Below are 24,866 nucleotides of genomic sequence, written 5' to 3'. Positions count from 1 at the left end.
CCTCGCTTCCTCCTTGCAACCAGCACTTCGCGCAAGCGATGTCCAAACCAACGTTCCAAGGAGCAAGTCAATGTCGAACCGTGAAACCGGTACCGTCAAGTGGTTCAACGATGCCAAGGGCTTCGGCTTCATCAGCCGCGAGAATGGCGAGGATGTGTTCGTGCACTTCCGCGCGATCCAGACCCAGGGCTTCAAGAGCCTGAAGGAAGGCCAGCAGGTCTCCTTCACCGTCGTCCAGGGCCAGAAGGGCCTGCAGGCCGACGCCGTCGAGCCGTTGTAAGCACGCCGGGCTTCGCGTCAGCGGCAGCGACTGCCGAGGACGTGTCGGCGATACGAAAAACCCGGCCGGATGGCCGGGTTTTTCTTTGCGCCTGTTGCGTGCGTGGGCGCCGGATCAGTAGCCGTAGACGCGACCGTTGGCGACCCGCACCCGGGCGCCGGCCTGCAACCTGCCGACGCTGTCCATCGACACCACCGTGGTGCGGCCGTCGTCCATCCGCACGTGCACGTTGTAGCGGGTCTGGACCGCGTTCTGGACCGCGTTGCCGGCGACCGCACCGGCGGCCGCGCCGGCCACCGTCGCGGTGTTGCGACGGCCCTTGCTCTTGTCGTCGGCCAGTTCGCGGCCGGCGACCGCACCCACCAGTCCGCCCAGCACGGCGCCGGTCGCGTTCGGGGCGCGCTGGGTCCTGAAGGGTTCGATCCGGGTGATGACGCCGCAGTCGTAGCAGCGCTGATTGTCGTAGGACGGGGCCGGCGCGGGGTTGCCGTAGCCGTAGCCCGGGGCGGACCCGCCGTAACCGGAGCTGACGCAGCCGGTCAGCGCCAGCATGCCGGCGGCGGCCACACCGACCAGGACGGGTGTTCTGGCGGACGCCCGGCGTGTCGCGCGGGCGCTGCGGCCCGGGTCGAGCATGCTCAAGTCGTTGATGTTCATGTCGATCTCCTGGGTGGACGGGAGTGGCGGTCCGGTCCTGTACGACAGGGCCGGGCCGGCGCGTGCCGGTCTGGGTGCCGACACGCTCACGCCCTTCACGCTAGGAGATCGCCGATGAACCTTCCACCAATCGCCGGTACCGCGGTGGCGATCGGGGACCGGAGGTTCAGGTAACCGCGTGGCTCAGCCGCGGAAGTCCTGGTGACAGGCCTTGCATGCGCTGCCGACCTGCTTGACCACCGCCTCGACGCCGGCGCAGTTGAGCGGCGGGCTGGCCAGGGAGGTGTCGAGCGCGGCGCGCATCTTGCTGGCGCTCTGCACGAAACGCTCATCGTCGCGCAGGTCCGGGAACGCCGGTTCCAGATCGTTGGCCATCTCGCGCAGGGTCCGCAGGTGCGGCAGGGTGTCGGTGGCCGCGCAACGGTTCTGTTCCAGGCTGGTCTGCAACTGCTGGAGGTGCCATTGCTGCACGTGCATCACCGCGTCGGGCAACTGGTCGGAGAGGGTCTTGCGGGCCTCGACCGCGCGCAGCGCCATCACCGTCGCGATCACGCCCAGGACCAGACCGAGGATCAGCAGGAACAGATACCTGGATGCGTTGCTGACCGCAGGTGCCTTGGCGGCGGTGCTGGGCTGGGGGTCGTTCATGGCCTGGCCTCCTTGAGTGTGGCGGGCAAGATAGCATGCGCGACTGCGCGTCCGTGCGCGCTGTCCGTAAACTATGGCGATGCCTGAAGCCCACGACCCCGCCGTTTCCTCCCCAGTTCCGGACCCGTCGCTGATCGAGCGTTTCGCCGGCGTCGACCGGCTCTACGGCGCCGGCGCGCTGGCCCGGTTCTCGAACTGCCGGGTCGCCGTGGTCGGCATGGGCGGGGTCGGTTCGTGGGCGGTCGAAGCATTCGCCCGTACCGGCATCGGCCACCTGAGCCTGATCGATGCCGACGATCTGTGCGTATCCAATACCAACCGCCAGCTGCCGGCGATCGACGGCCAGTACGGCCGCGCCAAGGTCGAGGCGATGGCCGAGCGCTGCCGGGCGATCAATCCGGCGATATCGGTGGATGCGATCGCCAGTTTCCTGACCGCCGGCAACATCGGCGAACTGCTGGACCGGCGCTTCGATCTGGTGCTGGATGCCTGCGACAGTTTTCGCAGCAAGGTCGAGCTGATCGCCTGGTGCCGGCGCCGCAAGCTGCCGCTGGTGGTGGTCGGTTCGGCGGGCGGCCGCACCGACGCGACCCTGGTGCGGGTACGGGACCTGTCGCGCACCGAGCACGACGCGATGCTGGCCCTGATCCGAAAGAAGCTGCGCGCGGAGTTCAATTTCCCGCGCAGCCCGTCGCGCTACTTCAGCGTGCCGGCGGTGTACTCGCTGGAGAACGTGAAGTATCCGCAGCCCGACGGCTCGGTCTGCGGCGTGCGTCCCAAGGTCGACGGCGACGCGGCATTCAAGCTCGACTGCGGTGGCGGCCTTGGTGCGGCCACCCACATCACCGGCACCTTCGCATTCGCGGCGGTCGGCAAGGCGATCGAGCTGCTGCTCAGGAAGGCGTCTTGACGTTGCGAGCGGCGTGAGTCGGGATGGATGCCACCGGAAAGGTCCGGTCGCCGCTTACGCAGCTCCTACGTAACGCATGTACGCACCGTCAGAGCCTCCGGTAGGAGCGATGAGGCTTTCATGGGAAGGCCCTCGCGGCTTACGCCGCTCCTACGGGGCTGCCATGGGCGTCGATGGCCGGCAGTGCGAACAGGCGCTCGGCGTTGGCGGCGGTGGCGCGGGCGAGCTCGTCCGGAGCGATGTCGCGCAGGCCGGCGATGGTGTCCAGCACCCGCGGCAGCCGCGCCGGTTCGTTGCGCTGGCCGCGGATCCCGGCGTCGGGCTGGTCCGGCGCATCGGTTTCCAGCAGCAGGCTGTCCAGCGGCACCTGCGCGGCGATCCGGCGCAACCGGTTGGCGCGCTCGTAGGTGACCGGACCGCCGAGGCCGATCAGGAAGCCCAGCGCGTGCAGTCGTCGCGCCTGGTCGGCGCTGCCGGAGAAGCTGTGGACCACGCCGCGCAGCGGAGCGAAGCGGCGGATCGCCGCGATCACCGCATCCACTGCCCGCCGCGCATGCACGATTACCGGCAGCTCGAACTCGCGCGCCAGCCGCAGCTGGGCGTCGAAGTAATGCGCCTGCTGCTCCGGGTCGAGGTCGTCGACGAAGAAGTCCAGGCCGCATTCGCCGACCGCCACCGGGCGCTCGCGCTCGATCCACTCGCGCAACTGCCCGAGATGCTCGTCGCGATGCCCGGCCAGGTACATCGGGTGCAGACCGTAGGCCGGGTGCAGCCCCGGCGCCAGCCGGCAGGTTTCGCGCAGCCCCGGCCAGCCGGCGGCGGCGACCGCCGGTACGATCTGCCGCAGGACGCCGGCGGCGCGCGCCCGCGCGATCACTTCGCGCCGGTCTGCGTCGAACTCGGAGGCGTCCAGGTGGCAGTGCGAATCGATCAGCATGGCGGCAGCATGGGGGTGTCGGCGCCGGCCGGAACCGGCTTGTCTCAGTGTTGGCCGCCGTCGCCGTCGCCGCCCGGGGGCGCGTCGATCACCCGGTCGTCGTTCTTGTCGGTCTTGTTGCGCCCCTTCCAGTTCGCCAGCAGCAGGGTGCCCAGGCCCAGCACGATCTCGTCGATGAACGGGATCGGATCGAAGGGCCACAGTACGCTGATCGCGAACGCGACGGCGGTGATCTTGAACAGGGTCGGGTAGCGCAGGCCGCGCGCCCAGTTCATCAGTGGCAGCAGCATCGGGTTGGCCATCGGCATACTTCCGTCAACTTGGATCTGAGAACGCTATCACGCCAGCCGAACGCCGTTTGTTGCGGTTGCAGAATAGGTCACGATAATCGGCAGCCATTCAGGTTCCCGATGCTGCAATCGGGCCATCTATCGATGCGGGGCCGGTGTCCCGCTCCAGGAGGTCGTGATGAACAAGAGCATGTTGGCGGTCGCATTGGCATCCCTGCTGGTCGGCGGCATCGCCGTCGCGGCGTACCAGAGTTTCGCCGGTGGCGACCGTGGCGATGCGCCGGGCGCGCCGCTGGATGCGGCCGCATCGCTGGACGGCGCCGGCTCGGACGATGCCGCTTCGCTGGACACCGGGCGGGTCGATTTCGCCGAGGTGCTGGCGGTCGAGCCGGTGACCGAGAAGCAGAAGCTGTACGCGACCGTGACCGGCAGCGAGCCGGTCCGCGAGACCAGCACCACCAGCCAGCCGCGCGAGGTCTGCGAGGACGTGGTGGTGCAGGAGCGCCTGCCCGAGCGCGACGGCAACGTCGGCGGCACCGTGGCCGGCGCCATCATCGGCGGCGTGATCGGCAACCAGGTCGGCGGCGGCAACGGCCGCAAGGTCGCCACCGCGGCCGGCGCCGCGGCCGGCGGCTACATCGGCAACCGGATCGACCGCAACCACGAGGGCGGCAAGGTCGTCGACCGCGTCGAGCGCCAGTGCCACACCGTCACCGATACCTCGCAGAACACCCGCGTGGTCGGTTACGAGGTCGCCTATCGCGCGCCCGACGGCAGCACTGGCAGCAAGCGCATGAGCAGCAAGCCCGGCGATCGCATCCTGCTCGGCGACGAGGACGCGGTGATCGGCTACGACGTGACCTACAGCTTCGACGGCCAGGAGCGCACGGTGCGCATGGACCAGGAGCCGGGCGATCGCCTGCCGGTCATCGACGGCAAGGTCGTGACCCAGACCGCCGACGCCGCCGAACCGGTCAGCCGCGGCTGATTCCGGCGGTCCACTGCGGGCATGACGAGGGGCCGGGCGACCGGCCCCTTTTTCGTATCCGCGGCCGGCGCCGGGGCGATGGCCCGAGACGGTGGCGTATGGCCGTGACCCATGACCATGTCGGGGTGCCACGGCTCGCGGGGCACCGATACAATGGCGGTTTCCTCATCGCTCGAGTTCACCATGGCCCTGCAACCGTACGACCTTTACGACGTCCGTTCCCTGCTGACCGAGGAGGAGCGCGCGGTGCAGGATACGGTCGCCCGCTTCACCGACGAACGGGTACTGCCGATCATCGGCGACTGCTTCGATGAAGGCCGTTTTCCGAAGGAGCTGGTCGGCGAGATCGCCGAGCTCGGCCTGCTCGGTTCCTCGCTGCCGGAGCAGTACGGTTGCGCCGGCCTCAACGCGGTCAGCTACGGCCTGATCTGCCAGGAACTGGAGCGCGGCGATTCCGGCATCCGCAGCTTCGTCAGCGTGCAGTCGTCGCTGTGCATGTACCCGATCTACGCCTACGGCAGCGAGGAGCAGCGCATGCGCTGGCTGCCGGACATGGCCGCGGGCAAGGTGATCGGCTGCTTCGGTCTGACCGAGCCGCACGGCGGTTCCGATCCGGCCAACATGAAGACCCACGCCAGGCGCGACGGCGACGACTGGGTCCTCAACGGTTCCAAGATGTGGATCACCAACGGCAACCTGGCCGATATCGCGATCGTCTGGGCGCAGACCGAGGACGGCATCCAGGGCTTCGTGGTCGAGAAGGGCATGGCCGGCTTCGCGGCCCAGGAGATCAAGCACAAGATGAGCCTGCGCGCGTCGGTGACCAGCGCGCTGTATTTCGACAATGTGCGCGTGCCGGAGGCCAACCGGCTGCCGAACGTGAAGGGACTGAAGGGGCCGCTGGGCTGCCTGACCCAGGCCCGTTACGGCATCACCTGGGGCCCGGTCGGCGCCGCGATCGCCTGCCTGGACGAGGCGCTGAACTACTCCAAGGAGCGCATCCTGTTCGGGCGCCCGGTCGCGGCGACCCAGAGCGCGCAGCTCAAGCTGGCCGACATGTCCCGTCGCATCACCATGGCGCAGTTGCTGGTGCTGCAGCTGGGCCGTCTCAAGGACGCCGGCACGATGCAGCCGCAGCAGGTCTCGCTGGCGAAGTGGAACAACTGCCGGATGGCGATCGACATCGCCCGCGAGTGCCGCGATCTGCTCGGCGGTGCCGGCATCACCACCGAGCATGCGGCGATCCGCCATGCTTTGAACCTGGAGTCGGTGATCACCTACGAGGGCACCGAGACCGTGCACCAGCTGGTGATCGGCCGCGAGCTGACCGGCATCAGCGCGTTCTGATTCCGACTCTTTGATCGCCGCCGTCGGGGCCGCGGTGTCGCGGCCCGGCGGGGTAGGGAGGCTTCGTTGTGGGACTGGATATCGTCAACGGCCCGGTCGTCGAAACCGAGCGCCTGATCCTGCGTGTGCCGCGGATCGGGGACTTCGAGCGCTACGCACAGATGTTCGCCCATGAAAGCGCCAACCACATCGGCGGCCCGCTGCTGCGCGGCGAGGCCTGGCGCCGCTTCCTGCAGATGCCGGGGGCGTGGTTGCTGCAGGGCTTCGGCATGTTCTCGGTGGTCGAGAAGGCCAGCGGATTGTGGGTCGGCCAGGGCGGTCCCTGGCAGCCGGACGGCTGGCCCGGAACCGAGGTCGGCTATGCCTTCCATCCCGATGCGCGCGGCAAGGGCTACGCGACCGAGACCTGCGTCGCCGCGATCGACTGGGCCTTCGACAATCTCGGCTGGAGCGAGGTGATCCATTGCATCGCGCCGGCCAACAGCGCCTCGCAGGCGGTGGCGCGGCGCCTGGGCTCGACCCGGCGCGGCCCGGGGACCTTGCCGCCGCCGCTGGACGTGCACGAGGTCGACATATGGAGCCAGACCCGAGAACAGTGGCGCGCGCGTCGCGCCGGGGTGGCGCCATGATCACCGTCTACGGTTTCTCGCCCTCGGGCAATTGCCACAAGGTGCGCCTGTTGCTGGAACAGCTGGGCAAGCGCGAGGATCGCGACTACCGCTGGGTCGAGATCAACAGCGCGATCGGCGAGACCCGCAGCGCCGATTACCTGGCCCTGAATCCCGCCGGCAAGGTGCCGATGCTGGCGCTGGACGACGGCCGGGTCCTGGTCGAATCGAACGCGATCCTGCACTGGCTGGCCGAGGGCAGCGCCTATCTGCCGGAGGACCCCTGGCAGCGCGCACAGGCGCTGAGCTGGATGTTCTTCGAACAGTACAGCCACGAGCCCTGTATCGCGGTGGCCCGCTTCATCTGCGGCTGGACGCCATTGGATTCGCCGCGGCGCGCGGAGCTGCCGGCCCTGCGCGAGAAGGGGCGGGCGGCGCTGGCGGTGATGGAACGTCATCTGCAGTCGCACGAGTGGTTCAGCGGCCCCGCCTACGGCATCGCCGACATCGCTCTGTTCGCCTACACCGACGTCGCCGGCCACGGCGGCATCGAGCTGACGCCGTTTCCCGCCGTCCTCGACTGGTTGCGACGGGTGCGCGCGACCCCCGGTTTCGTGCCGATGGCAGCGCCCGACGCCCGGGCCCGGGCCCTGATCGACGCGTCGCTCTGATCCTCCCGCGCGGCCGGGCGCCGATGCGCCCGCCGGCGTCATCCCGCTAGAACCCCCATCCGATTCCGACCGAGTGCCCATGTTCGCCACCGTTCCCAGTCCGATCCCCGCCCGCATGAAGGGGCTCAACCGCGCCGAGATCTGCGACGTCAATTTCAGCGAGTTCGTGAAAGCCTGGAACGGCCAGGCCGATGTCCGTCCGGCCGCGGACGAGGCGGTGCTGGCGGGTAGCGCGCTGGATGCGCGCGGCTTCCGCGAGTTGCTGGAGTCGCAGCTGATCAGCCGGCACCTGGATCTGATGGCGCGCGTGCTGCGCCTGCAGAACAAGGTTTTCTACACGATCGGCTCGTCCGGACACGAGGGCAACGCGATGGTCGCGCGGCTGACCCGGCACACCGATCCGGCCTTCCTGCACTATCGCTCCGGCGGCTTCATGGCCGAGCGCTTCCGCAAGCTGCCGGGCATGGACCCGGTGATGGACTCGGCGCTGTCGTTCGCGGCCAGCAAGGACGACCCGGCCTCCGGCGGCCGCCACAAGGTCTGGGGCAGCAAGCCGTTGTGGGTGCTGCCGCAGACCTCGACGATCGCCTCGCACCTGCCCAAGGCGCTGGGCACCGCGATCGCGATCGAGGCCGGCCGGCGCCTGGGGCATGCGCTGCCGATCCCCGACGACAGCATCGCGGTGTGTTCCTTCGGCGACGCCTCGGCCAACCACGCGACCGCGCAGACCGCGTTCAATGCCGCTGCCTGGACCGCCTACCAGAAGCTGCCGGCGCCGGTGCTGTTCGTCTGCGAGGACAACGGCATCGGGATCTCGGTGAAGACGCCGTCGGGCTGGATCGGCAACCGTTTCCGGCACATGGACGGCCTGGACTACTTCTACGCCGACGGGCTGGACCTGGCCGCGGGCTACGGCGACGTGCAACGCGCGGTCGAGCACTGCCGCGCGACCCGCCGCCCGACCTTCCTGCACCTGCGCACCAACCGGATCATGGGCCACGCCGGCACCGACTTCGAGATCGAGTGGCGCTCGATCGACGAGCTGTGCCGGGTCGAGGCCGGCGACCCGCTGCTGCGCAGCGCGGCGATCGCGCTGGAGTCGGGGCTGATGTCGAAGGACGAGCTGCTGGCGCTGTACGAGTCGATTCGCGACCGCTGCTTCGCCGCCGCCGAGGAGGCCGATCGCCGGCCCAAGCTGGAGAGCCTGTCCGAGGTGGTCGCACCGCTGGCGCCGTACAGCCCGGACAAGGTCGCCGCCGAGGCCGCCCGTGCCGACTACGACGCGCGCCGCGTCGAGGCGTTCGGCGGCGAGCGCAAGCTGCCCGAGAGGCAGCCGCCGCGACACCTGGCGATCCAGATCAACAACGCCCTGCACGACATCTTCGCCAAGTACCCCGAGACCCTGCTGTTCGGCGAGGACGTGGCGCAGAAGGGCGGCGTCTACACGGTGACCAAGGGCCTGCAGAAGGCGTTCGGTCCGCGCCGGGTGTTCAACACCCTGCTGGACGAGACGATGATCCTGGGCATGGCCCAGGGTTTCGCCAACGTCGGCCTGCTGCCGATCCCGGAGATCCAGTATCTGGCGTACTTCCACAACGCCTGCGACCAGATCCGCGGCGAGGCGGCCAGCCTGCAGTTCTTCAGCAACAACCAGTACGCCAACCCGATGGTGGTGCGCATCGCCGGGCTGGGTTACCAGCGCGGTTTCGGCGGTCATTTCCACAACGACAACTCGATCACCGCGCTGCGCGACATCCCGGGTCTGGTGGTCGGCTGCCCGTCGCGTGGCGACGACGCGGCCACGATGCTGCGCACGCTGACCGCGCTGGCCCGCGTCGACGGCCGGGTCAGCGTGTTCCTGGAGCCGATCGCGCTGTACATGGCCAAGGACCTGTACGAGGCCGGCGACGGCGGCTGGCTGACCGACTATCCGCCGCCGGGCGAGGCGATGCCGCCGGGCGAGGGCAGGGTGTACGGCGAGGGTCACGACGACCTGGTGATCTTCACCTATGGCAACGGCGTGCCGATGAGCCTGCGCGCGGCGCGCGAGATCGAGCGTGCCCACGGCTGGAAGTGCCGCGTGGTCGATCTGCGCTGGCTGGTGCCGCTCAACGAAAGCTACATCCGCGAGCAGGCCGCCAGCGCCAGGCGCATCCTGATCGTCGACGAGGGCCGTCACAGCGCCGGCGTCGGCGAGGGCGTGATCACCGCGATCATCGAGGGCGGGTTCGGTGCGCGGCCGTTCAAGCGCGTGGTCGGCGTCGACACCTACACCCCGCTGGCCGGTGCCGCCTTCATGGTGATCCCGGGCGAGCAGGACATCGTCGCCGCCGCGGCCGAGCTGGCGGGCTGAACCACGACCGCCGCGATCCGCGCGACCGCCCCGGGGCCGGTCGCGCGGCGTCGCTCAGCGCGCGAGTCCGTCCAGCAGGGCGACTTCGCGGACCGGGGTCGCACCGACCCGCAGGGCCGGGCGTTCGTCGGCCAGCGGGACCACCGCCAGTGCCGACCAGCACGCACCGTCGTCGGCGGTACTGACCAGCGGACCGATCACGCGGTCGCCGCTTTGCAGTTCCTGTCCGCTTGCCAGTGGCGCGTCGGCCGCGATCGCGACCAGGCCGCGCTTGACCTTGCCGAGGAAGTGGGTGCGGGCGACGATCTCCTGGCCGGGATAGCAGCCCTTCTTGACGCTGAAGGCGCGCAACCGCTCCAGCGACAGCTGCTGCGGCGTCCAGTGTTCGATCTGCTCGCCCAGCAGGTGCGGCAGGCCGTGGCGGAGGTCATCGCGACGCCAGCGCGCGGCCCGTGCCGGGGCCTCGTCGGCAGCGTCGCCAAGCCGCATCCGGCGCGGCTCCGACGCCGTCCCCAGGTCGAGCTCCAGGGCGCCGTTGTCGAGTGTCGCGAAGGCATTGCCACGCGCCGCTTCGGGTGCCGAGAAAGAACCTGAAACTGGTTTTTCATCAAGCACTTCCATCGTGATTTTGCTGCGAAACACGAAGCGGCGCAGGGCGCCCGCCAGGGCCTCGGGATCGGCATCGGCCAGCAGCAGCCAGAGGTGCTGCGCATCGATCCGGAGCAGGGCGAACAGGGCGATGATCCGGCCCTTGGGCGTGAGCCAACCGTTCCAGTGCCACTGGCCGTCGGCCAGGGCATCGACGTCGTTCATGAACTGCGCCTGCGCGAACGCCAGCGCATCGCGTCCGCTCAGGCCGAGGATGCGGTAGTCGGGCAACGCAAACGGCTGGCCGGAGACCGGCGGGAGCGGGTCGGCGACGGCTGATGAGGGGCGTTGTGGGTTGTCAGGCATTGGGGCTGGGAATTAAGCTTCAACGCCGAGATGATAGGCGAAACGACCCACGACCCCGCTTCCGACGCGCCCGAGACCCCGGCTCCGAAGCCGGCGGACGACGACGCCAAGGCGGTCGAGATCGGGGGACGCGACGGTCCGGACCCCACCCGCTACGGCGATTGGGAGAAGAACGGCCGCTGCATCGACTTCTGAGACACCCGCGCGCCGCTGCGCCTGGTTGTCCCCTGCCTGTTCATCCCGAGAGTAGCCCGACCCTTCCGCCACGCGGCTCCGCCGCCCAGCCGAGACTGTCCGTCCACCCATGGCGAACCCCCAACGTCCCTTGTCACCGCATCTGCAGGTTTACCGCTGGCAGATACAGATGGTGACCTCGATCCTGCACCGGGCCACCGGTGTGGTCCTCGCCGTCGGCAGTCTGCTGATCGCCTACGCACTCGTCGCGCTCGCCGCCGGTCCCGAGCAGTGGGCCAAGGTCGCCGCGTGCATGGCCTCGCCGCTGGGCTTCCTGGTCCTGTTCGGCTGGAGCTGGGCGTTCGCCTACCACCTGTTCAATGGCCTGCGCCATCTGGTCCAGGACGCGGGCTACGGCTACAAGGTCGCCAGCTTCGTGCGCAGCAGCTGGACCAGCGTGTTCGGCAGCCTGGCGCTGACGGCGATCATCTGGGTGGTCGCGATGACCATGCGGGGTGGCGCATGAGCAGCAATCCGCGCCTGCGCAATCCGCTCAAGACCGCCCGTGGCCTGGGTTCGGCCAAGGACGGTACCCATCACTTCATCGTCCAGCGCATCACCGCGGTCGCGCTGGTGCTGCTCGGCCTGTACGTGCTGTGCCTGCTGGTCGGCCTTGCCGGCGCCGACTACGCCAGCGTGCGCGCCACGGTCGGCAGCCCGTTCAACGCGGTCGTGCTGATCGCCTTCCTGCTGAGCATGTTCTGGCATGCCCAGCTCGGCCTGCAGGTCGTCATCGAGGACTACGTACACGGTGGTCTGGCGGTGGTTTCCCAGCTCGCTGTCCGTTTCATCTGCGTACTCGCGGCCATCGCCAGCGTGCTCGCCGTCATCCGCATCGCGCTGGGGTAATCCGACATGCCTGCCTACAAGATCCACGAACACAGCTTCGACATGGTGGTGGTCGGTGCCGGCGGCGCCGGCCTGCGCGCCACCTTCGGCCTGGCCCAGAAGGGCCTGAAGACCGCCTGCATCACCAAGGTCTTTCCGACCCGTTCGCATACCGTCGCCGCCCAGGGCGGCGTCGCCGCCGCGCTCGCCAACATGGGCGAGGACGACTGGCGCTACCACTTCTTCGATACCGTCAAGGGCTCGGACTGGCTGGGCGACCAGGACGCGATCGAGTACATGTGCAAGGAGGCCATCCCGGCCATCATCGAGCTGGAGCACTACGGTGTGCCGTTCTCGCGCACCGAGGACGGCAAGATCTACCAGCGCCCGTTCGGCGGCATGACCACCAAGTTCGGCGAGGGTCCGCCGGCGCAGCGCACCTGCGCCGCGGCCGACCGCACCGGCCACGCCATCCTGCACACCCTGTACCAGCAGTCGCTGGCGCATGACGCGCAGTTCTTCATCGAGTACTTCGCGCTCGACCTGATCATGGACGCCGACGGCGCCTGCCGCGGCGTGCTCGCGCTCGACCTGTCGACCGGCGAGCTGCACCTGTTCCGCGCCCAGGGCACGGTGCTGGCGACCGGCGGCTACGGCCGCGCCTACTTCTCGGCGACCTCGGCGCACACCTGCACCGGCGACGGCGGCGGCATGGTGCTGCGCGCCGGCCTGGCGATGCAGGACATGGAGTTCGTGCAGTTCCACCCGACCGGCATCTACGGCGCCGGCTGCCTGATCACCGAGGGCGTGCGGGGCGAGGGCGGCATCCTGCGCAACAGCAACGGCGAGCGCTTCATGGAGCGCTACGCGCCCAGCGTGAAGGACCTGGCGCCGCGCGACATGGTCAGCCGTTCGATGACCATCGAGATCCGCGAGGGACGCGGCGTCGGCGAGCACAAGGATCACATCCTGCTCGACCTGACCCACCTCGGCCCCGAGGTCATCCACGAGAAGCTGCCGGGCATCGCCGAGTCGGCGCGGATCTTCGCCGGCGTCGATGTCGAGAAGCAGCCGATCCCGGTCATTCCGACCGTCCACTACAACATGGGCGGCATCCCGACCAACTATCACGGCGAGGTCGTGCAGCTGCGCAACGGCAATCCGGACGAAGTGGTGCCGGGCCTGTACGCGATCGGCGAAGCCGCCTGCGTGTCGGTGCACGGCGCCAACCGCCTGGGCTCGAACTCGTTGCTGGATCTGGTCGTGTTCGGCCGCGCGGTCGCCAATCGCGCCGCCGAGACGGTCAAGCCCGACGGCAAGCAGGCCACGCTGGCCGGCGACGCCTGCGACCAGGCCCTGGCCCGGCTCGACAAGCTGCGCAACGCCAACGGCGACACCCCGACCGCGGTCATCCGCGACAAGATGCAGCGCACGATGCAGGCCGACGCCGCGGTGTTCCGCACCGGCGAGACCCTGTCCGACGGCGTGAAGAAGATCCGCGAGATCCACGCCTCGTTCGCCGACGTCAAGGTCAGCGACCGCTCGCTGGTGTGGAACTCGGACCTGATCGAGACCTACGAGCTGTCGAACCTGCTCGGCCAGGCGCTGGCGACGATCGTCTCGGCGGAGAACCGCACCGAGTCGCGCGGCGCGCATGCGCGCGAGGACTTCCCGGAGCGCGACGACGCCAACTGGCTCAAGCACACCCTGTGCTCGGTCGGCGACGACGGCACCACCTCGATCGACTATCGCCCGGTGCACATGTACACGTTGACCGACGACGTCGACGTGGTGCCGCCGAAGAAGCGCGTCTACTGATCCGGAGCGAGTACCCGTGGCTGAATTCACTCTTCCCAAGAACTCGCAGATCCAGAAGGGCCGCCATTTCGCGGCCACCAAGGGCGCGAAGGACGTTCGCACGTTCAAGGTCTACCGTTGGAACCCCGACGACGGCATGAATCCGCGCGTCGACACCTACGAGGTCGATCTGGCGACCTGCGGGCCGATGGTTCTCGACGCGCTGATCAAGATCAAGAACGAGATCGATCCGACCCTGACCTTCCGCCGCTCCTGCCGCGAGGGCATCTGCGGTTCGTGCGCGATGAACATCGACGGCACCAACACCCTGGCCTGCACCAAGGCGATCGGCGACTGCGAGAAGGCCGAGGTGCCGATCTACCCGCTGCCGCACATGGAGGTGGTCAAGGACCTGGTGCCGGACCTGACCCACTTCTACGCGCAGTACGCGTCGATCCGCCCGTGGCTGAGGACCCAGAGCCCGGCGCCGTCCGACCGCGAGCGCCTGCAGTCCCCGGAGGATCGCAAGAAGCTCGACGGCCTGTACGAGTGCATCCTGTGCGCGTGCTGCTCGACCAGCTGCCCGAGCTACTGGTGGAACGGCGACCGCTACCTGGGGCCGGCGATCCTGCTGCAGGCCTATCGCTGGATCATCGATTCGCGCGACGAGGACACCGGCGCCCGCCTGGACGATCTGGAGGATCCGTTCAAGCTGTACCGTTGCCACACCATCATGAACTGCGCGCGGACCTGCCCGAAGGGCCTGAACCCGGCGCAGGCGATCGGCGAGATCAAGAAGCTGATGCTGGCGCGCCGGGTCTGAATCCGGCGACGCGCATGGCGGTCATGCGGACCACGAAGGGCGTGCGCGAGCGCGCCCTTCTTTTTTGACCGGGAGGAACGATGTCCGACGACACCCTGATCTGGTGGCCGGCGCTGGCGATGGCGGCGCTGACCTGCGCGGTCTGGTTCCGCATGTTCTTCATGCGCATCGGCCAGATGAGGCGCGAGCGCATCCATCCGCAGTCGGTGGCGACCTCGGCGCAGGTCGCGCAGCGCCTGACCGACAGCCGCGCCGCCGACAACTTCCGCAATCTGCTGGAGCTGCCGGTGCTGTTCTACCTGGCGTTGGCGGTCGCGGCGACGACCGGGCAGACGAGCGGCGCGGTGCTGGTGCTGGCCTGGATGTTCGTGGCCCTGCGCGTCGTCCATAGCGCGATCCAGTGCGGCTACAACAAGGTCGTGCACCGCTTCCTGGCCTACCTGGCCGGCGGACTGGTGCTGTGGACGCTGTGGGGCGTGCTGGCCTGGGGGATGCTGAAATGAGTACGAGAGGGCTGAGCGAGGCCGACCAGCGCGAACTGGCGCGACTGCGCTGGCGCTGCCGGCGCGGGATGCGCGAGCTCGATCGCTTGTTCGAGCGCTATCTGGAGCGCGAGTGGGGCGCGGCTCCGAGCCGCGAGCGGGAGGTTTTCCTAGTCCTGCTGGATACCGAGGACGATAGGCTCTGGCACTGGTTCATGGGTCATGACGCGCCTGCCGATGCCGAGCTCCAATCCCTGGTCGAACGTATCCGCCAGCTGCCGCCCTGAGCCGGCGGCGCAGGACCGCTTCGACTGGCGTCCGTCGCCGGTCCTGGTCGCGTCGGTGCTGCTGGTGGGTGTGTTGGCCGCGCTGGCCAGCCTGTGCTCGGACCTGCCGCCCCGGGCGGCGCGGGTCTTGGCCGTGTTGGCGCTGATTCATGCGGCCGGCGCGGCATGGCGCGAGTGGCGGCGGCCGCGGCTGCAGGTGGTGGTGACGGCCGCCGGCCGGGTCGATGTCGACGGCCGGCGGGTCGGGGACCTGGCGGTCGATTGGCGGGGCGCGCTGGGATTCATGAGCTGGGGTGGCGACCGCGGTCGCCGCCAGCGCCGGATCTGGCTGCCGGACACGCTGCCGGCCCCGAGGCGACGTGAACTGAGGCTGGCGCTGATGCGGGTGCGGGCGGATCTGGATCCTGAATCGGTGGCAAGATAACCCGCTATGTTGAAACCCGTTCCCGTCGCCATCGGCCTGCGCTACCTGCGCGCCAAACGCCGCAATGGCTTCATCTCCTTCATCTCGTTCGCATCGATCGCCGGCATCGCGCTGGGGGTGATGGTGCTGATCACCACCCTGGCGGTGATGAGCGGTTTCCAGCGCGAGATCCGCGACCGCCTGCTGCAGATGGTCGCCCACGCCACGATCAGCACCCACGGCGAGCCGATGCCCGACTGGCGGCATGCGGTCGATATCGCACTGGCCGATCCGCGCGTCGCCGGCGCCGCGCCCTACGTGGAAAAAGAGGCGCTGCTTTCCGGCGTGCGCAACCAGCCGGCGCTGGTGCGCGGCATCGTCCCCGAGCAGGAGGCGACGACCTCGGAGCTGGCCGACAAGATGGTGATGGGCGAGCTGGACACACTGACGCCGGGCAGCTTCAACATCGTGCTCGGCCGCGAGCTGGCCATGTGGCTCGGGGTCGGCGTCGGCGACAGCGTGATCGTGACCACGTCCAATTTCCGCAGCACCCCGATGGGCGCGGTCGCGCAGCAGAAACGCTTCACCGTCACCGGCCTGTTCGAGGCCGGCCACCAGCAGTTCGATCGCGGCCTGGCCGTGGCCCACATGGCCGACATGCAGCGGGTGCTGCGGATCGGCGACGGGGTGACCGGCGTGCGGCTGCGCCTGCACGACATGGACCAGGCCTGGAACGTCGCCGGTGACCTCGCGCTGGAGCTGAAGGGCCCCTACAGCATCAGCGACTGGGCCAGCGAGAACGCCAACATGTTCCATGCGCTGAAGATGGAAAAGACCATGGTCGGCCTGCTGCTGTCGCTGATCATCCTGATGGGCTCCTTCAACCTGGTCGCCTCCCAGGTCGGCCTGGTCACCGACAAGCAGGCCGATATCGCGATCCTGCGCACCCTGGGCCTGACCCCGGGCGGGGTGATGCGGGTGTTCATGGTGCAGGGCTCGCTGATCGGCGTGATCGGGACCGTGCTGGGCGTGGTCGGCGGGATCGCGCTGACCCTGAACCTGGAACACATCCTGCGGGTGATCGAGCGTGTGTTCGGCGTCAGCCTGCTGCCCTCGGCCGACGTCTACTACATCACCGGCCTGCCGACCGACCTGCAGGGCAGCGACGTGATGATGATCGCCGCGGTGGCGCTGACGATGGCCTTCCTGGCGACCCTGTATCCGGCCTGGCGCGCCGCGCGCACCGCCCCGGCGGAGGCGCTGCGCTATGAGTGAGTGCATGCTTCCGCGCGGTTCAGCCCAGGCGAGCTGCGCGATCCCAGGCCTGGCCGCCCGGGCCGAGGGCGTCGCAGCGCCTGCCTGCCGTTGCCGTTCGCTGCGAGGAGATCAACGATGACCGATGCCGTCATCCACTGCGACGGCCTGGCCAAGACCTATGCCGAGGGTGCGCTGCGCACCCACGTCTTCCACGACCTGCATCTGGAAGTGGCGCGCGGCGAGACCGTGGCGATCCTGGGCGCTTCCGGCGCCGGCAAGAGCACCCTGCTGCATCTGCTTGGCGGGCTGGATACCCCGAGCGGGGGCGAGGTCTACGTCGCCGGCCAGAAGATGAGCGCGCTGTCGAACGCCGAGCGCGGTCGCCTGCGCAATGCCTCGCTGGGCTTCGTCTACCAGTTCCACCATCTGCTGCCGGAGTTCACCGCGCTGGAGAACGTGATGCTGCCGGTGCTGCTGGGCGGCACCGCGAATGCTGCTGCCGAGGCGCGCGCGCGTGGTCTGCTGGAGGCGGTGGGGCTGGGGCATCGGCTCGCCCACAAACCCGGCGAGCTATCCGGCGGCGAACGCCAGCGCGCCGCGGTCGCCCGCGCCCTGGTCAACAACCCGGCCTGCGTGCTCGGCGACGAGCCGACCGGGAACCTCGACGAGAAGACCGCCTCGACCGTGTTCGAGTTGATGCTTTCACTCAACCGCGAGCAGGGCACCAGCCTGGTGCTGGTCACCCATGACCGCCGCCTCGCGCGGCGGCTGGACCGGGTGCTGGAACTGCACGAAGGCCGACTCAGGGAGCTTTCCGCCGACGAGGTCTGAACCATGGAGGCAACGGCAAGGATGCCGGCAGACACACCTCTCGAAGACATTGCGGCGCCGCGGCCCCTCGTCCCGGGCGTGGGGCCCACGCCCGCAGACCGGCGGCCGCCGTCTCCACCGCGCAACCCCCTGTTCGGGATCGCGACCGCATTGGCGTTGCTTGCCGGCATCGTCCTGGTGCTGTGGTTGCCGCGCCTGCCGCCCTGGCCGTTGGCGGCGTTGGCGCTGCCAACGGCGGGCCTGCTGCTGTGGCGCGGCTGGCGCTGGCCGGCGGCGCTGGTTCTCGGCGCCGGACTGGCGGCACTGCATGCCGCCCATGCATTGTCGCTGCAGCTGCCCGCGGATCTGGAGCGCGCTGATCTGACCATCGCCGGCCGCATCGTCGGCCTGCCCGAGCACGATCCACGCCGGACCCGTTTCGAGTTCCGTGTCGACGACGACGCTGTCGAGGCGGTGAGTGGTCGACTGCTGCGCCTGTCCTGGTACGACGACGATCCAGGGGCCCGCGAGAGACTGCGGGCCGGGCAACGCTGGCGCCTGTCGGTGCGCCTGAAGGCGCCGCGCGGGCTGCGCAATCCGGGCGGCTTCGACAGCGAGAAGCAGGCCCTGGCCGGCCGCATCGCCGCGCGCGGCTATGTCCGCGAGTTGCGGCGGGCCGAGCTGCTGACGGACGCGGCTGGGCTGGACGCCTGGCGTCAGGCGATGTCGGAGCGGATCGCGGCGGCGATCCGGTCGCCGTCGTCACGCTTCGTGCGAGCGCTCGCGCTCGGCGACACCCGAGGCCTCGACGATGCCGACTGGGCGCTGCTGCGCGCCAACGGCCTGACCCACCTGATCGCGATCTCCGGCTTCCACGTCGGTCTGGTCGCCGGCTTTGCGGCGCTGTTGGCGCGCGGGCTGTGGTGGGGGTGGCCGGGACTGGCGCGCCGGATCCCGCGACCGGTGGCCGCGGCGCTGGCCGGGCTTGCCGGCGGCATCGCCTATGCCGCCGTGGCCGGATTCGCGCTGCCGACGGTGCGCACCGTGTTGATGATCGGCGCGGTCGCGGCGATGCGGGTGTCGCGACGCCGGTTCGGACCGGCCGCCGCGCTGGCGGCCGCGGCGCTGGCGATCCTGCTGGTCGATCCGCTATCGGTGCTCAGCGCCGGTTTCTGGCTCAGTTTCGCCGGTGTCGCCTGGTTGCTCTGGTGTCTTCCCGGCTTCGAGCGCAGGCCTTTGCGCGGCTTCCTGTCCGCGCAGGCGGTGGCGACGATCGGCCTGCTGCCACTGGGCGTGGCGCTGTTCGGCCAGGCATCGCTGGCCGGCCCGGTCGCCAACCTGGTGGCGGTGCCGTGGTGGAGCCTGGTGGTGGTGCCGCTGTCGTTGCTGGGCACCGGGCTGGAGGGCCTCCATGGCGGGCTGGGGGCCTGGGCGTGGCGGCTGTCGGCCTGGTGTTTCGATCTGAGCTGGCCCTTGTTCGAGTGGTTGGGAGCGAGCCCGCTTGCGGTGCGCTGGTTGCCGGAGTCGCGCTGGTTCGCACTGCCGATGGCGCTGCTGGCGGCGTTCTGGATGTTGCTGCCGCGCGGGCTGCCGGCACGGGGGCTGGCGTTGCTGCTGTGGTTGCCGCTGCTGTTGCCGGCACGCGATCTGCCCGCCGAAGGCGAGGCCGAGTTGTGGGTGCTGGATGTCGGCCAGGGGCTGGCGGTGGTGGTGCGCACCGCCCGGCACACCCTGCTGTATGACACCGGCCCGGCCGTGCGCGACGGCTACGATGCCGGCGACCGGGTGGTGGTGCCGACATTGCGTGCGCTGGGCGTGCCGCGGCTGGAGCGGGTGGTGGTCAGCCATGCCGACAACGATCATGCCGGCGGACTGGCGGCGGTGACGCGCGACTACCCGGTTGCGGCCTTGCTGGCCCCGGCCGGGTCCGGGGTGGCGGACGCGGAGGCCTGCGTCGCCGGCAGCGGATGGCGCTGGGACGGTGTCGAGTTCGAGTTCCTGCATCCGACGCCGCACTTTCCCTACCTGCGCAACGAGGCCAGTTGCGTGCTGCGGATCGCGAGCCGCGATGGTGCCGTCCTGTTGACCGGCGATATCGGCGAGGTGATCGAGCGCGGCCTGGTCCGACGGCTGCCGGACCGCCTGCGGGCGGACGTGGTGCTGGTCGCCCACCACGGCAGCGGCGCCTCGTCCGCCCCGGCCTTCGTCGCCGCGACCGGCGCCCGCCATGCCATCGTTTCCAGCGGCTACGGCAATCGCTTCGGCCATCCCCATGCGGGGACCGTCGATCGCTGGCGCCAGGCCGGGGCCGAGCTGCACGAGACCGGCCGTGCCGGCGCGCTGTGGGTCGGTTTCCGCGATGGAGAGGCCTTCGTGCAGGGGCGCAGGGCCGCACGGGCGCGCCTGTGGGACGCCCAGGCGCGCCTGGCGGGCGCGGACGGCGCTGATTGAGCCCGGGACCGGCGGCGCGTGGGGCGCGTACGGGGCATCGGCGGTCCGCGGGCGTCGACCCGGTCACAGTGGCGGCAAGGCGTTGCCGGCGCGCAGTGACGTGAATTCTCCGGGCTGGGCTATCCTATCGGCCGGATTGAGACGGCTGCGGCCGGAGGTTTGCGAGTGCTCGAATTGGTCAAGGCCGGCGGCTGGCCGATGATCCCGCTGCTGTTGTTGTCCCTGGTCGCGCTGGCGATCATCGTCGAACGCGCCTGGACCCTGCGCCGGGCGGCGGTGCTGCCGCCGGGCCTGGGCAACGAGGTCCGGGCCTGGGCCGGACGCGGCAAGCTCGACCCCACCCACATCGAATCCCTGCGCAAGACTTCGCCGCTGGGCGCGCTGCTGGCCGCGGCGCTGGACGTCCGCCATCGCTCGCGCGACCAGATCCGCGAGCGGATCGAGGACGTCGGCCGCCACCTGGTGCACCGGATGGAGCGCTATCTCAACACCCTCGGCACGATCGCCGCGGCCGGCCCGCTGCTGGGCCTGTTCGGCACCGTGGTCGGCATGATCCAGATGTTCCTGGTGATCGGCGACCAGGGCATCGGCGACGTCAACCAGCTGGCCGGCGGCATCGGCAAGGCCCTGGTCTGCACCGCGACCGGCATGATCGTCGCGATCCCGGCGCTGATGATGCACCGTTGGTTCCGCGGCCGGATCGGCGAGTACATCGTGGCGATGGAGCACGAGGCGATCCAGCTGCTGGACACCCTCGATCCGGCCAGGTCCGCGCCCGCCGCCTCCACGCCGGCCCGCCCGGTCCCGGCCGCGGCCACCGCCTGAGGCGCGCATGCGGATCCAAGACCACCGCGCGTTCGACGAGCCGGAGATCAACCTGGTCCCGCTGATCGACGTGATCCTGGTACTGATCATCTTCTTCGTGGTCACCACCACCTTCGATTCGCGCTCGGTGATGAAGCTGCAGTTGCCGCAGGCGAGCGGCGAGCCGGCCGAGCCCGATCAGGCGCTGAGCGTGCTGGTCAACGCCGATGGCCGCTACTTCGTCGACGATCGCGAGGTGATCCGGGACGATCTGGACTCGCTCAAGACCACCGTGGCCGAGGTCGCCGGCGACGACCGCGACCGCCCGGTGCTGCTGCGGGCCGATGCGCGCACGCCGCACCAGGCCGTGGTCACCGCCTACGACGCACTCGGCCAGCTCGGCTTCAAGCGGGTGATGATCGCGACCGCGCCGCAACAGTCCGGTGCCGCGGCCTCCGGCGACGGGGGCGGGGCCGCCCGATGAGCCGCTCCGAAGGGGCCTGGCAGACCTACCGGCGCCTGCTGGCCTTCGCGCGGCCCTACCGGCCGCTGCTGTTGCTGGCGCTGGCCGGCATGGTGATCGAGGCCGCGGCCGGCGGCGCCTTCACCAAACTGATGGAGCCGGTGGTCAACGAGACCTTCATCAACCAGGGGTCGACGCTCAAGGCCTGGCTGCCGCTGATCATCGTCGGCCTGTTCGTGCTGCGCGGCATTGCCGGCTACGTCAGCGACATCGGCATGGCGCGGGCCGGGCGGGGCATCGCCCGAGATCTGCGGGTCAGGGTGCTGGGCAAGTACCTGCACCTGCCGGGACAGCGTTTCGACACCGAGCCGGTGCCGTCGATGCTGGTGCGGTTGGGCTCGGACAGCGACCAGGTCGCGCAGGCCGCGGTCGACGCGCTCAAGGTCATGCTGCAGCAGTCGTTCCAGGTGCTGGCGATGCTGGGGGTGATGCTGTGGACCAGTTGGCAGGTCACCATCGCGATCCTGTTCATGGCGCCGCCGCTGGCCTGGGTGATGGACCGGGTCGGCAAGCGCTACCGCCGGATCAGCCACCGCATCCAGGAGAGCGGCGGGCAGCTGATGCAGTCGGCCGACCAGGCCCTGTCCAACCAGCAGGAGGTCAAGGTCTACGGCGCGCAGGACGTCGAGCTGGAGCGCTACGCGGTCCAGGCCGACCACCACCGCAAGCTCAGCGTCAAGGTCGAATCGACCCGCAGCATCTCCTCGGCGATGGTGCAGCTGATGGGGTCGATCGGCCTGGCCGTCCTGTTGTTCTTCGCCGGCAGCGAGGCCGCCGCCGGGCGCCTGAGCGCGGGCGGTTTCGTCGCCCTGATGGTGGCGATGATGGCGATCATTCCCGCACTCAAGCAGTTGACCAACGTCCAGAACATGCTGCAGCGGGGCGTGGCCTCGGCCGAGCGTCTGTTCAGCGTGCTCGATGCCGAGGACGAGCCCGATACCGGTACCCGGGCGCTGGACCGCGCCGGCGGGGTCCTGGAGTTCCGTCATGTCACCGCGCGCTATCCGGGGCAGGTCGCACCGGCATTGGCGGACGTCGACTTCGTCGCCCGGCCCGGCACCGTCACCGCGATCGTCGGCCGTTCCGGCAGCGGCAAGTCCAGCCTGGTCAAGCTGATCCCGCGCTTCTATGAACCCGAGGCCGGCGAGATCCTGCTCGACGGCCATCCGCTGCGCGACTATCCGTTGCGCGACCTGCGCCGCAACATCGCCCTGGTCGGCCAGCAGGTCATGCTGTTCGACGGTTCGATCGCCGCCAACGTCGCCTATGGCGAGTTGCGCCAGACCACGCCCGAGCAGCAGGAGGCGGCGATCCGCGGCGCCAACGCGATGGAGTTCGTCGACAAGCTGCCCGACGGCGTCGACAGCGGGATCGGCACCAAGGGCGGCAAGCTCTCCGGCGGCCAGCGCCAGCGCCTGGCGATCGCCCGCGCAATGCTGAAGGACGCGCCGATCCTGATCCTCGACGAGGCCACCGCTGCGCTCGACGCCGAATCCGAGCGGCTGGTGCAGGACGCGCTCGAACACCTGATGCCCAATCGCACCACCCTGGTGATCGCGCACCGCCTGGCCACCATCGAGCATGCCGACCAGGTCCTGGTGATGGACGAGGGGCGCATCGTCGAGCGCGGCACCCACGCCGAGCTGATCGCCGCCGACGGTCTGTACGCGCATCTGCACCGCCTGCAGTTCCGCGAGACGCCATGACCGCGAAGCCGTCGCGCGACGCCGGTCAGGCGCCCCGATACTGGTACCAGGACGCACCGGTTCCGCTGCATGCGCGGCTGCTGTCGGGCCTGTACGGCCGGGTGATCGCGTTGCGCCGGTGGCTGTACCGGGACGGCCGCCGCAGCCGCCATCCCGGTGTCCCGGTCATCGTGGTCGGCAACATCACCGCGGGCGGTACCGGCAAGACGCCGTTGACGATCGCCCTGGTCCAGCGCCTGCGCGAGCAGGGCTTCACCCCCGGCGTCGCCAGCCGCGGCCATGGCCGCGACGCCGCCGCGCAGGCGCGTTGGGTCGATGCCGACACCGATCCGCGATTGGGCGGCGACGAGCCGGTACTGATCGCCGCGCGCACCGCAGTCCGGGTCCGGGTCGATCGCGACCGGGTGGCCGCGGCGATGGCCCTGGTCGAGGCCGGCTGCGACGTGGTGGTCTGCGACGACGGCCTGCAGCACTACCGCCTGGCCCGCGACATCGAGATCGAGGTGATCGACGGACGGCGTCGCTACGGCAACGGCCGCCTGCTGCCGGCCGGTCCGCTGCGCGAACCGGTCGAACGCGCGGCCAGGTGCGACTTCCACGTGTTGAACATGGGCGACGCCGCCGGGTCCGATCCCGGCGCCGAAGCGGGCGAGGGCGCCGGGTTCGGCCAGTGGCCGATGCGGCTGCGTTGCGGGCAGGCGATCCCATTGCTGGGCGGGCGTCCCAGGCCGTTGACCGCCTTTGCCGGCCAGCGCGTGCATGCGGTCGCCGGCATTGGCGACCCCGAGCGCTTCTTCGCGATGCTGCGTGGGCTGGGCATCGCGGTGGTCCCGCATGCGTTTGCCGACCACCATGACTACCAGGCCGCCGATTTCGAGTTCGGCAGTCGGCTGCCGGTGCTGATGACCGAGAAGGACGCGGTCAAGTGCGCCGCCTTCCGTACCGAGTTGCATTACAGCGTGCCGGTGGACGCGGCGCTGCCCGAAGCGTTCTGGGTGGCGTTGACGGAGCGGATCGCCGCCCGCTGAACGAGTCGTCGACATCCGTCGGCAGAGGAGAGGAACCGATGAGCTTGATGTTCAACCGCCTGTTGCTGTGCGCGGCCCTGTTCGCGGCGGCATCCGTTCCGGCCGCCGCTGGTGAGAGTCCGGAAGCGTTCATGCAGCGCTACGTCGACGCGATACGCAGCGATGGCGTGAGCGCCGCCGCGGACTTCGTCCACCCCGACGAGGCCGAGCGGTTCCGCGCGATGCTGGCGCCGCTGTTCGCCGCGATGCCGGAGCCGCAGGCCGATGCGATGGCGCAGACGTTCTTTGGCGGCAAGGCGGATGCGGCGAAGGTCGCGGCGATGCCGGCCGGCGACTTCATGCGCGCCTTCCTGAGCTTCGTGGAGCAGCAGGCGATGGCGGCGGGGCCCGGCAAGGGCGGTATCGAGATCCGGCAGTTCGACATGCTGGGATTGGTGCCAGAGGGCGACGTGCGTCATTTCGTCACCCGCGGAACCGTGGCGGCCGGGCCGATCACCATGACCAAGATGGAAGTGGTCAGCATCCGCCCCGACGGCGATGGTTGGGGCATGTTGCTCTCCGGCGAGCTGGACGGGATGGCGCAGGCGATCAAGGCCTCGGCGCGGCGCGCCGCCGAGGCGGGTGAGGATCGCAAACCCCAGGCGGATCAATGATGAGTGCCGCCCCGGATTTCGTCGTCGCGATTCCGGCCCGTCACGACGCTTCGCGCCTGCCGGGCAAGCCGCTGCGCCTGCTCGCGGGCGAGCCGCTGGTGCTGCACGTCGCCCGGCGTGCGCTGGCGGCCGGCGCG

General features: G+C 69.8%; 29 protein-coding genes. 24 read left to right on the top strand and 5 right to left on the bottom strand.

Translation table 11 applies throughout. The features are described from left to right. Positions 1-70: 70 nt before the first annotated feature. A complete protein-coding gene (locus FKV24_RS12265) occupies positions 71-280 on the top strand; it encodes a cold-shock protein (protein ID WP_036206291.1) in 210 nt (69 codons plus the stop codon). Between the two features lie 114 nt (positions 281-394). Here FKV24_RS12265 and FKV24_RS12260 read toward each other — a convergent pair whose 3' ends face one another. Both FKV24_RS12260 and FKV24_RS12255 read right to left on the bottom strand, forming a co-directional pair. Further along, on the bottom strand, positions 395-832 hold the full coding sequence (locus FKV24_RS12260; RefSeq protein WP_111268065.1) for a glycine zipper 2TM domain-containing protein: 438 nt from the start codon (positions 830-832) through the stop codon (positions 395-397). 288 nt (positions 833-1,120) lie between these two features. Continuing rightward, on the bottom strand, positions 1,121-1,585 hold the full coding sequence (locus FKV24_RS12255) for a cytochrome c (RefSeq protein ID WP_111266532.1): 465 nt from the start codon (positions 1,583-1,585) through the stop codon (positions 1,121-1,123). 79 nt (positions 1,586-1,664) lie between these two features. Between FKV24_RS12255 and FKV24_RS12250 the strand changes: the two genes are divergently transcribed. Next, positions 1,665-2,495 (top strand): tRNA threonylcarbamoyladenosine dehydratase, encoded by an 831-nt coding sequence (locus FKV24_RS12250; protein ID WP_111268064.1) that lies wholly within the window; start codon positions 1,665-1,667, stop codon positions 2,493-2,495. Positions 2,496-2,634: 139 nt separating this feature from the next. On the opposite strand, the gene FKV24_RS12245 is transcribed toward FKV24_RS12250, so the two are convergent. Together FKV24_RS12245 and FKV24_RS12240 are read right to left on the bottom strand one after the other, a co-directional pair. Next, positions 2,635-3,432, bottom strand: a complete 798-nt coding sequence (locus FKV24_RS12245; RefSeq protein WP_141482569.1) for a TatD family hydrolase — start codon at positions 3,430-3,432, stop codon at positions 2,635-2,637. 44 nt (positions 3,433-3,476) lie between these two features. Continuing rightward, positions 3,477-3,734, bottom strand: a complete 258-nt coding sequence (locus FKV24_RS12240) for a DUF6116 family protein (protein ID WP_249041004.1) — start codon at positions 3,732-3,734, stop codon at positions 3,477-3,479. 166 nt (positions 3,735-3,900) lie between these two features. Between FKV24_RS12240 and FKV24_RS12235 the strand changes: the two genes are divergently transcribed. From FKV24_RS12235 to FKV24_RS12215, 5 genes are all read left to right on the top strand, one after another. Further along, positions 3,901-4,710 carry a glycine zipper 2TM domain-containing protein gene (locus FKV24_RS12235; protein WP_111266530.1) on the top strand — a complete coding sequence of 270 codons (810 nt, stop codon included), beginning with the start codon at positions 3,901-3,903 and terminating at the stop codon, positions 4,708-4,710. Between the two features lie 183 nt (positions 4,711-4,893). Next, entirely contained in the window at positions 4,894-6,057 is a 1,164-nt protein-coding gene (locus FKV24_RS12230) for an acyl-CoA dehydrogenase family protein (protein ID WP_111266529.1), read from the top strand. 68 nt (positions 6,058-6,125) lie between these two features. After that, entirely contained in the window at positions 6,126-6,686 is a 561-nt protein-coding gene (locus tag FKV24_RS12225) for a GNAT family N-acetyltransferase (protein ID WP_425481633.1), read from the top strand. Next, positions 6,683-7,336, top strand: a complete 654-nt coding sequence (locus tag FKV24_RS12220) for a glutathione S-transferase family protein (RefSeq protein ID WP_211371858.1) — start codon at positions 6,683-6,685, stop codon at positions 7,334-7,336. Before FKV24_RS12225 ends, FKV24_RS12220 begins: the two co-directional genes overlap by 4 nt. A 79-nt stretch (positions 7,337-7,415) precedes the next feature. After that, on the top strand, positions 7,416-9,689 hold the full coding sequence (locus FKV24_RS12215) for a thiamine pyrophosphate-dependent enzyme (RefSeq protein WP_141482567.1): 2,274 nt from the start codon (positions 7,416-7,418) through the stop codon (positions 9,687-9,689). Positions 9,690-9,743: 54 nt separating this feature from the next. Here the strand turns inward: FKV24_RS12215 and ygfZ are convergent, their stop codons facing one another. Continuing rightward, positions 9,744-10,643 carry a CAF17-like 4Fe-4S cluster assembly/insertion protein YgfZ gene (ygfZ, locus tag FKV24_RS12210; RefSeq protein WP_141482566.1) on the bottom strand — a complete coding sequence of 300 codons (900 nt, stop codon included), beginning with the start codon at positions 10,641-10,643 and terminating at the stop codon, positions 9,744-9,746. 30 nt (positions 10,644-10,673) lie between these two features. Here ygfZ and FKV24_RS12205 point away from each other — a divergent pair, with 30 nt between their 5' ends. The 17 genes from FKV24_RS12205 to FKV24_RS12125 form a co-directional block, all read left to right on the top strand. Further along, positions 10,674-10,838, top strand: a complete 165-nt coding sequence (locus tag FKV24_RS12205; RefSeq protein WP_141482565.1) for a DUF1674 domain-containing protein — start codon at positions 10,674-10,676, stop codon at positions 10,836-10,838. Positions 10,839-10,947: 109 nt separating this feature from the next. Beyond that, entirely contained in the window at positions 10,948-11,343 is a 396-nt protein-coding gene (gene sdhC, locus FKV24_RS12200) for a succinate dehydrogenase, cytochrome b556 subunit (RefSeq protein WP_111266525.1), read from the top strand. Then, complete coding sequence (sdhD, locus tag FKV24_RS12195; RefSeq protein ID WP_141482564.1) at positions 11,340-11,726, top strand: succinate dehydrogenase, hydrophobic membrane anchor protein; 387 nt, start codon at positions 11,340-11,342, stop codon at positions 11,724-11,726. Before sdhC ends, sdhD begins: the two co-directional genes overlap by 4 nt. A gap of 6 nt (positions 11,727-11,732) precedes the next feature. Next, positions 11,733-13,523, top strand: a complete 1,791-nt coding sequence (sdhA, locus tag FKV24_RS12190) for a succinate dehydrogenase flavoprotein subunit (protein WP_111266523.1) — start codon at positions 11,733-11,735, stop codon at positions 13,521-13,523. A gap of 16 nt (positions 13,524-13,539) precedes the next feature. After that, a complete protein-coding gene (locus tag FKV24_RS12185; protein WP_111266522.1) occupies positions 13,540-14,325 on the top strand; it encodes a succinate dehydrogenase iron-sulfur subunit in 786 nt (261 codons plus the stop codon). 80 nt (positions 14,326-14,405) lie between these two features. Further along, positions 14,406-14,828: an MAPEG family protein gene (locus tag FKV24_RS12180; protein ID WP_111266521.1), complete on the top strand. Its 423-nt coding sequence runs from the start codon at positions 14,406-14,408 to the stop codon at positions 14,826-14,828. Next, the gene (locus FKV24_RS12175; RefSeq protein ID WP_111266520.1) at positions 14,825-15,094 is read left to right on the top strand and encodes an FAD assembly factor SdhE; all 270 of its coding nucleotides are present in this window, start codon (positions 14,825-14,827) and stop codon (positions 15,092-15,094) included. Before FKV24_RS12180 ends, FKV24_RS12175 begins: the two co-directional genes overlap by 4 nt. Further along, positions 15,030-15,518, top strand: a complete 489-nt coding sequence (locus FKV24_RS12170; RefSeq protein WP_190238459.1) for a hypothetical protein — start codon at positions 15,030-15,032, stop codon at positions 15,516-15,518. The genes FKV24_RS12175 and FKV24_RS12170 overlap by 65 nt, the downstream gene beginning before the upstream one ends. 6 nt (positions 15,519-15,524) lie before the next feature. Next, positions 15,525-16,772, top strand: a complete 1,248-nt coding sequence (locus FKV24_RS12165; RefSeq protein ID WP_141482563.1) for a lipoprotein-releasing ABC transporter permease subunit — start codon at positions 15,525-15,527, stop codon at positions 16,770-16,772. A 117-nt stretch (positions 16,773-16,889) separates the two neighbouring features. Next, positions 16,890-17,585: a lipoprotein-releasing ABC transporter ATP-binding protein LolD gene (gene lolD / locus FKV24_RS12160; RefSeq protein WP_141482562.1), complete on the top strand. Its 696-nt coding sequence runs from the start codon at positions 16,890-16,892 to the stop codon at positions 17,583-17,585. A 156-nt stretch (positions 17,586-17,741) separates the two neighbouring features. Next, entirely contained in the window at positions 17,742-20,015 is a 2,274-nt protein-coding gene (locus FKV24_RS12155) for a DNA internalization-related competence protein ComEC/Rec2 (RefSeq protein ID WP_425481635.1), read from the top strand. 165 nt (positions 20,016-20,180) lie between these two features. Next, the gene (locus tag FKV24_RS12150; RefSeq protein WP_111266516.1) at positions 20,181-20,840 is read left to right on the top strand and encodes a MotA/TolQ/ExbB proton channel family protein; all 660 of its coding nucleotides are present in this window, start codon (positions 20,181-20,183) and stop codon (positions 20,838-20,840) included. A gap of 7 nt (positions 20,841-20,847) precedes the next feature. Next, positions 20,848-21,303, top strand: coding sequence for an ExbD/TolR family protein (locus FKV24_RS12145; RefSeq protein ID WP_111266515.1), 456 nt, complete (start codon positions 20,848-20,850; stop codon positions 21,301-21,303). Continuing rightward, the gene (msbA, locus tag FKV24_RS12140) at positions 21,300-23,048 is read left to right on the top strand and encodes a lipid A export permease/ATP-binding protein MsbA (RefSeq protein WP_111266514.1); all 1,749 of its coding nucleotides are present in this window, start codon (positions 21,300-21,302) and stop codon (positions 23,046-23,048) included. The genes FKV24_RS12145 and msbA overlap by 4 nt, the downstream gene beginning before the upstream one ends. Then, positions 23,045-24,076: a tetraacyldisaccharide 4'-kinase gene (gene lpxK / locus FKV24_RS12135; RefSeq protein ID WP_141482560.1), complete on the top strand. Its 1,032-nt coding sequence runs from the start codon at positions 23,045-23,047 to the stop codon at positions 24,074-24,076. The genes msbA and lpxK overlap by 4 nt, the downstream gene beginning before the upstream one ends. Before the next feature lie 38 nt (positions 24,077-24,114). Beyond that, complete coding sequence (locus FKV24_RS12130; RefSeq protein ID WP_141482559.1) at positions 24,115-24,729, top strand: hypothetical protein; 615 nt, start codon at positions 24,115-24,117, stop codon at positions 24,727-24,729. Beyond that, positions 24,729-24,866, top strand: a 138-nt coding sequence (locus tag FKV24_RS12125; protein WP_425481634.1) for a cytidylyltransferase domain-containing protein, incomplete at its 3' end; no start/stop codon positions are given. The genes FKV24_RS12130 and FKV24_RS12125, both read left to right, overlap by 1 nt.

The organism is Marilutibacter maris, from assembly GCF_006546735.2.
Lineage (GTDB): Bacteria > Pseudomonadota > Gammaproteobacteria > Xanthomonadales > Xanthomonadaceae > Marilutibacter > Marilutibacter maris.
This window is presented reverse-complemented; position numbering and strand designations above follow the sequence as displayed.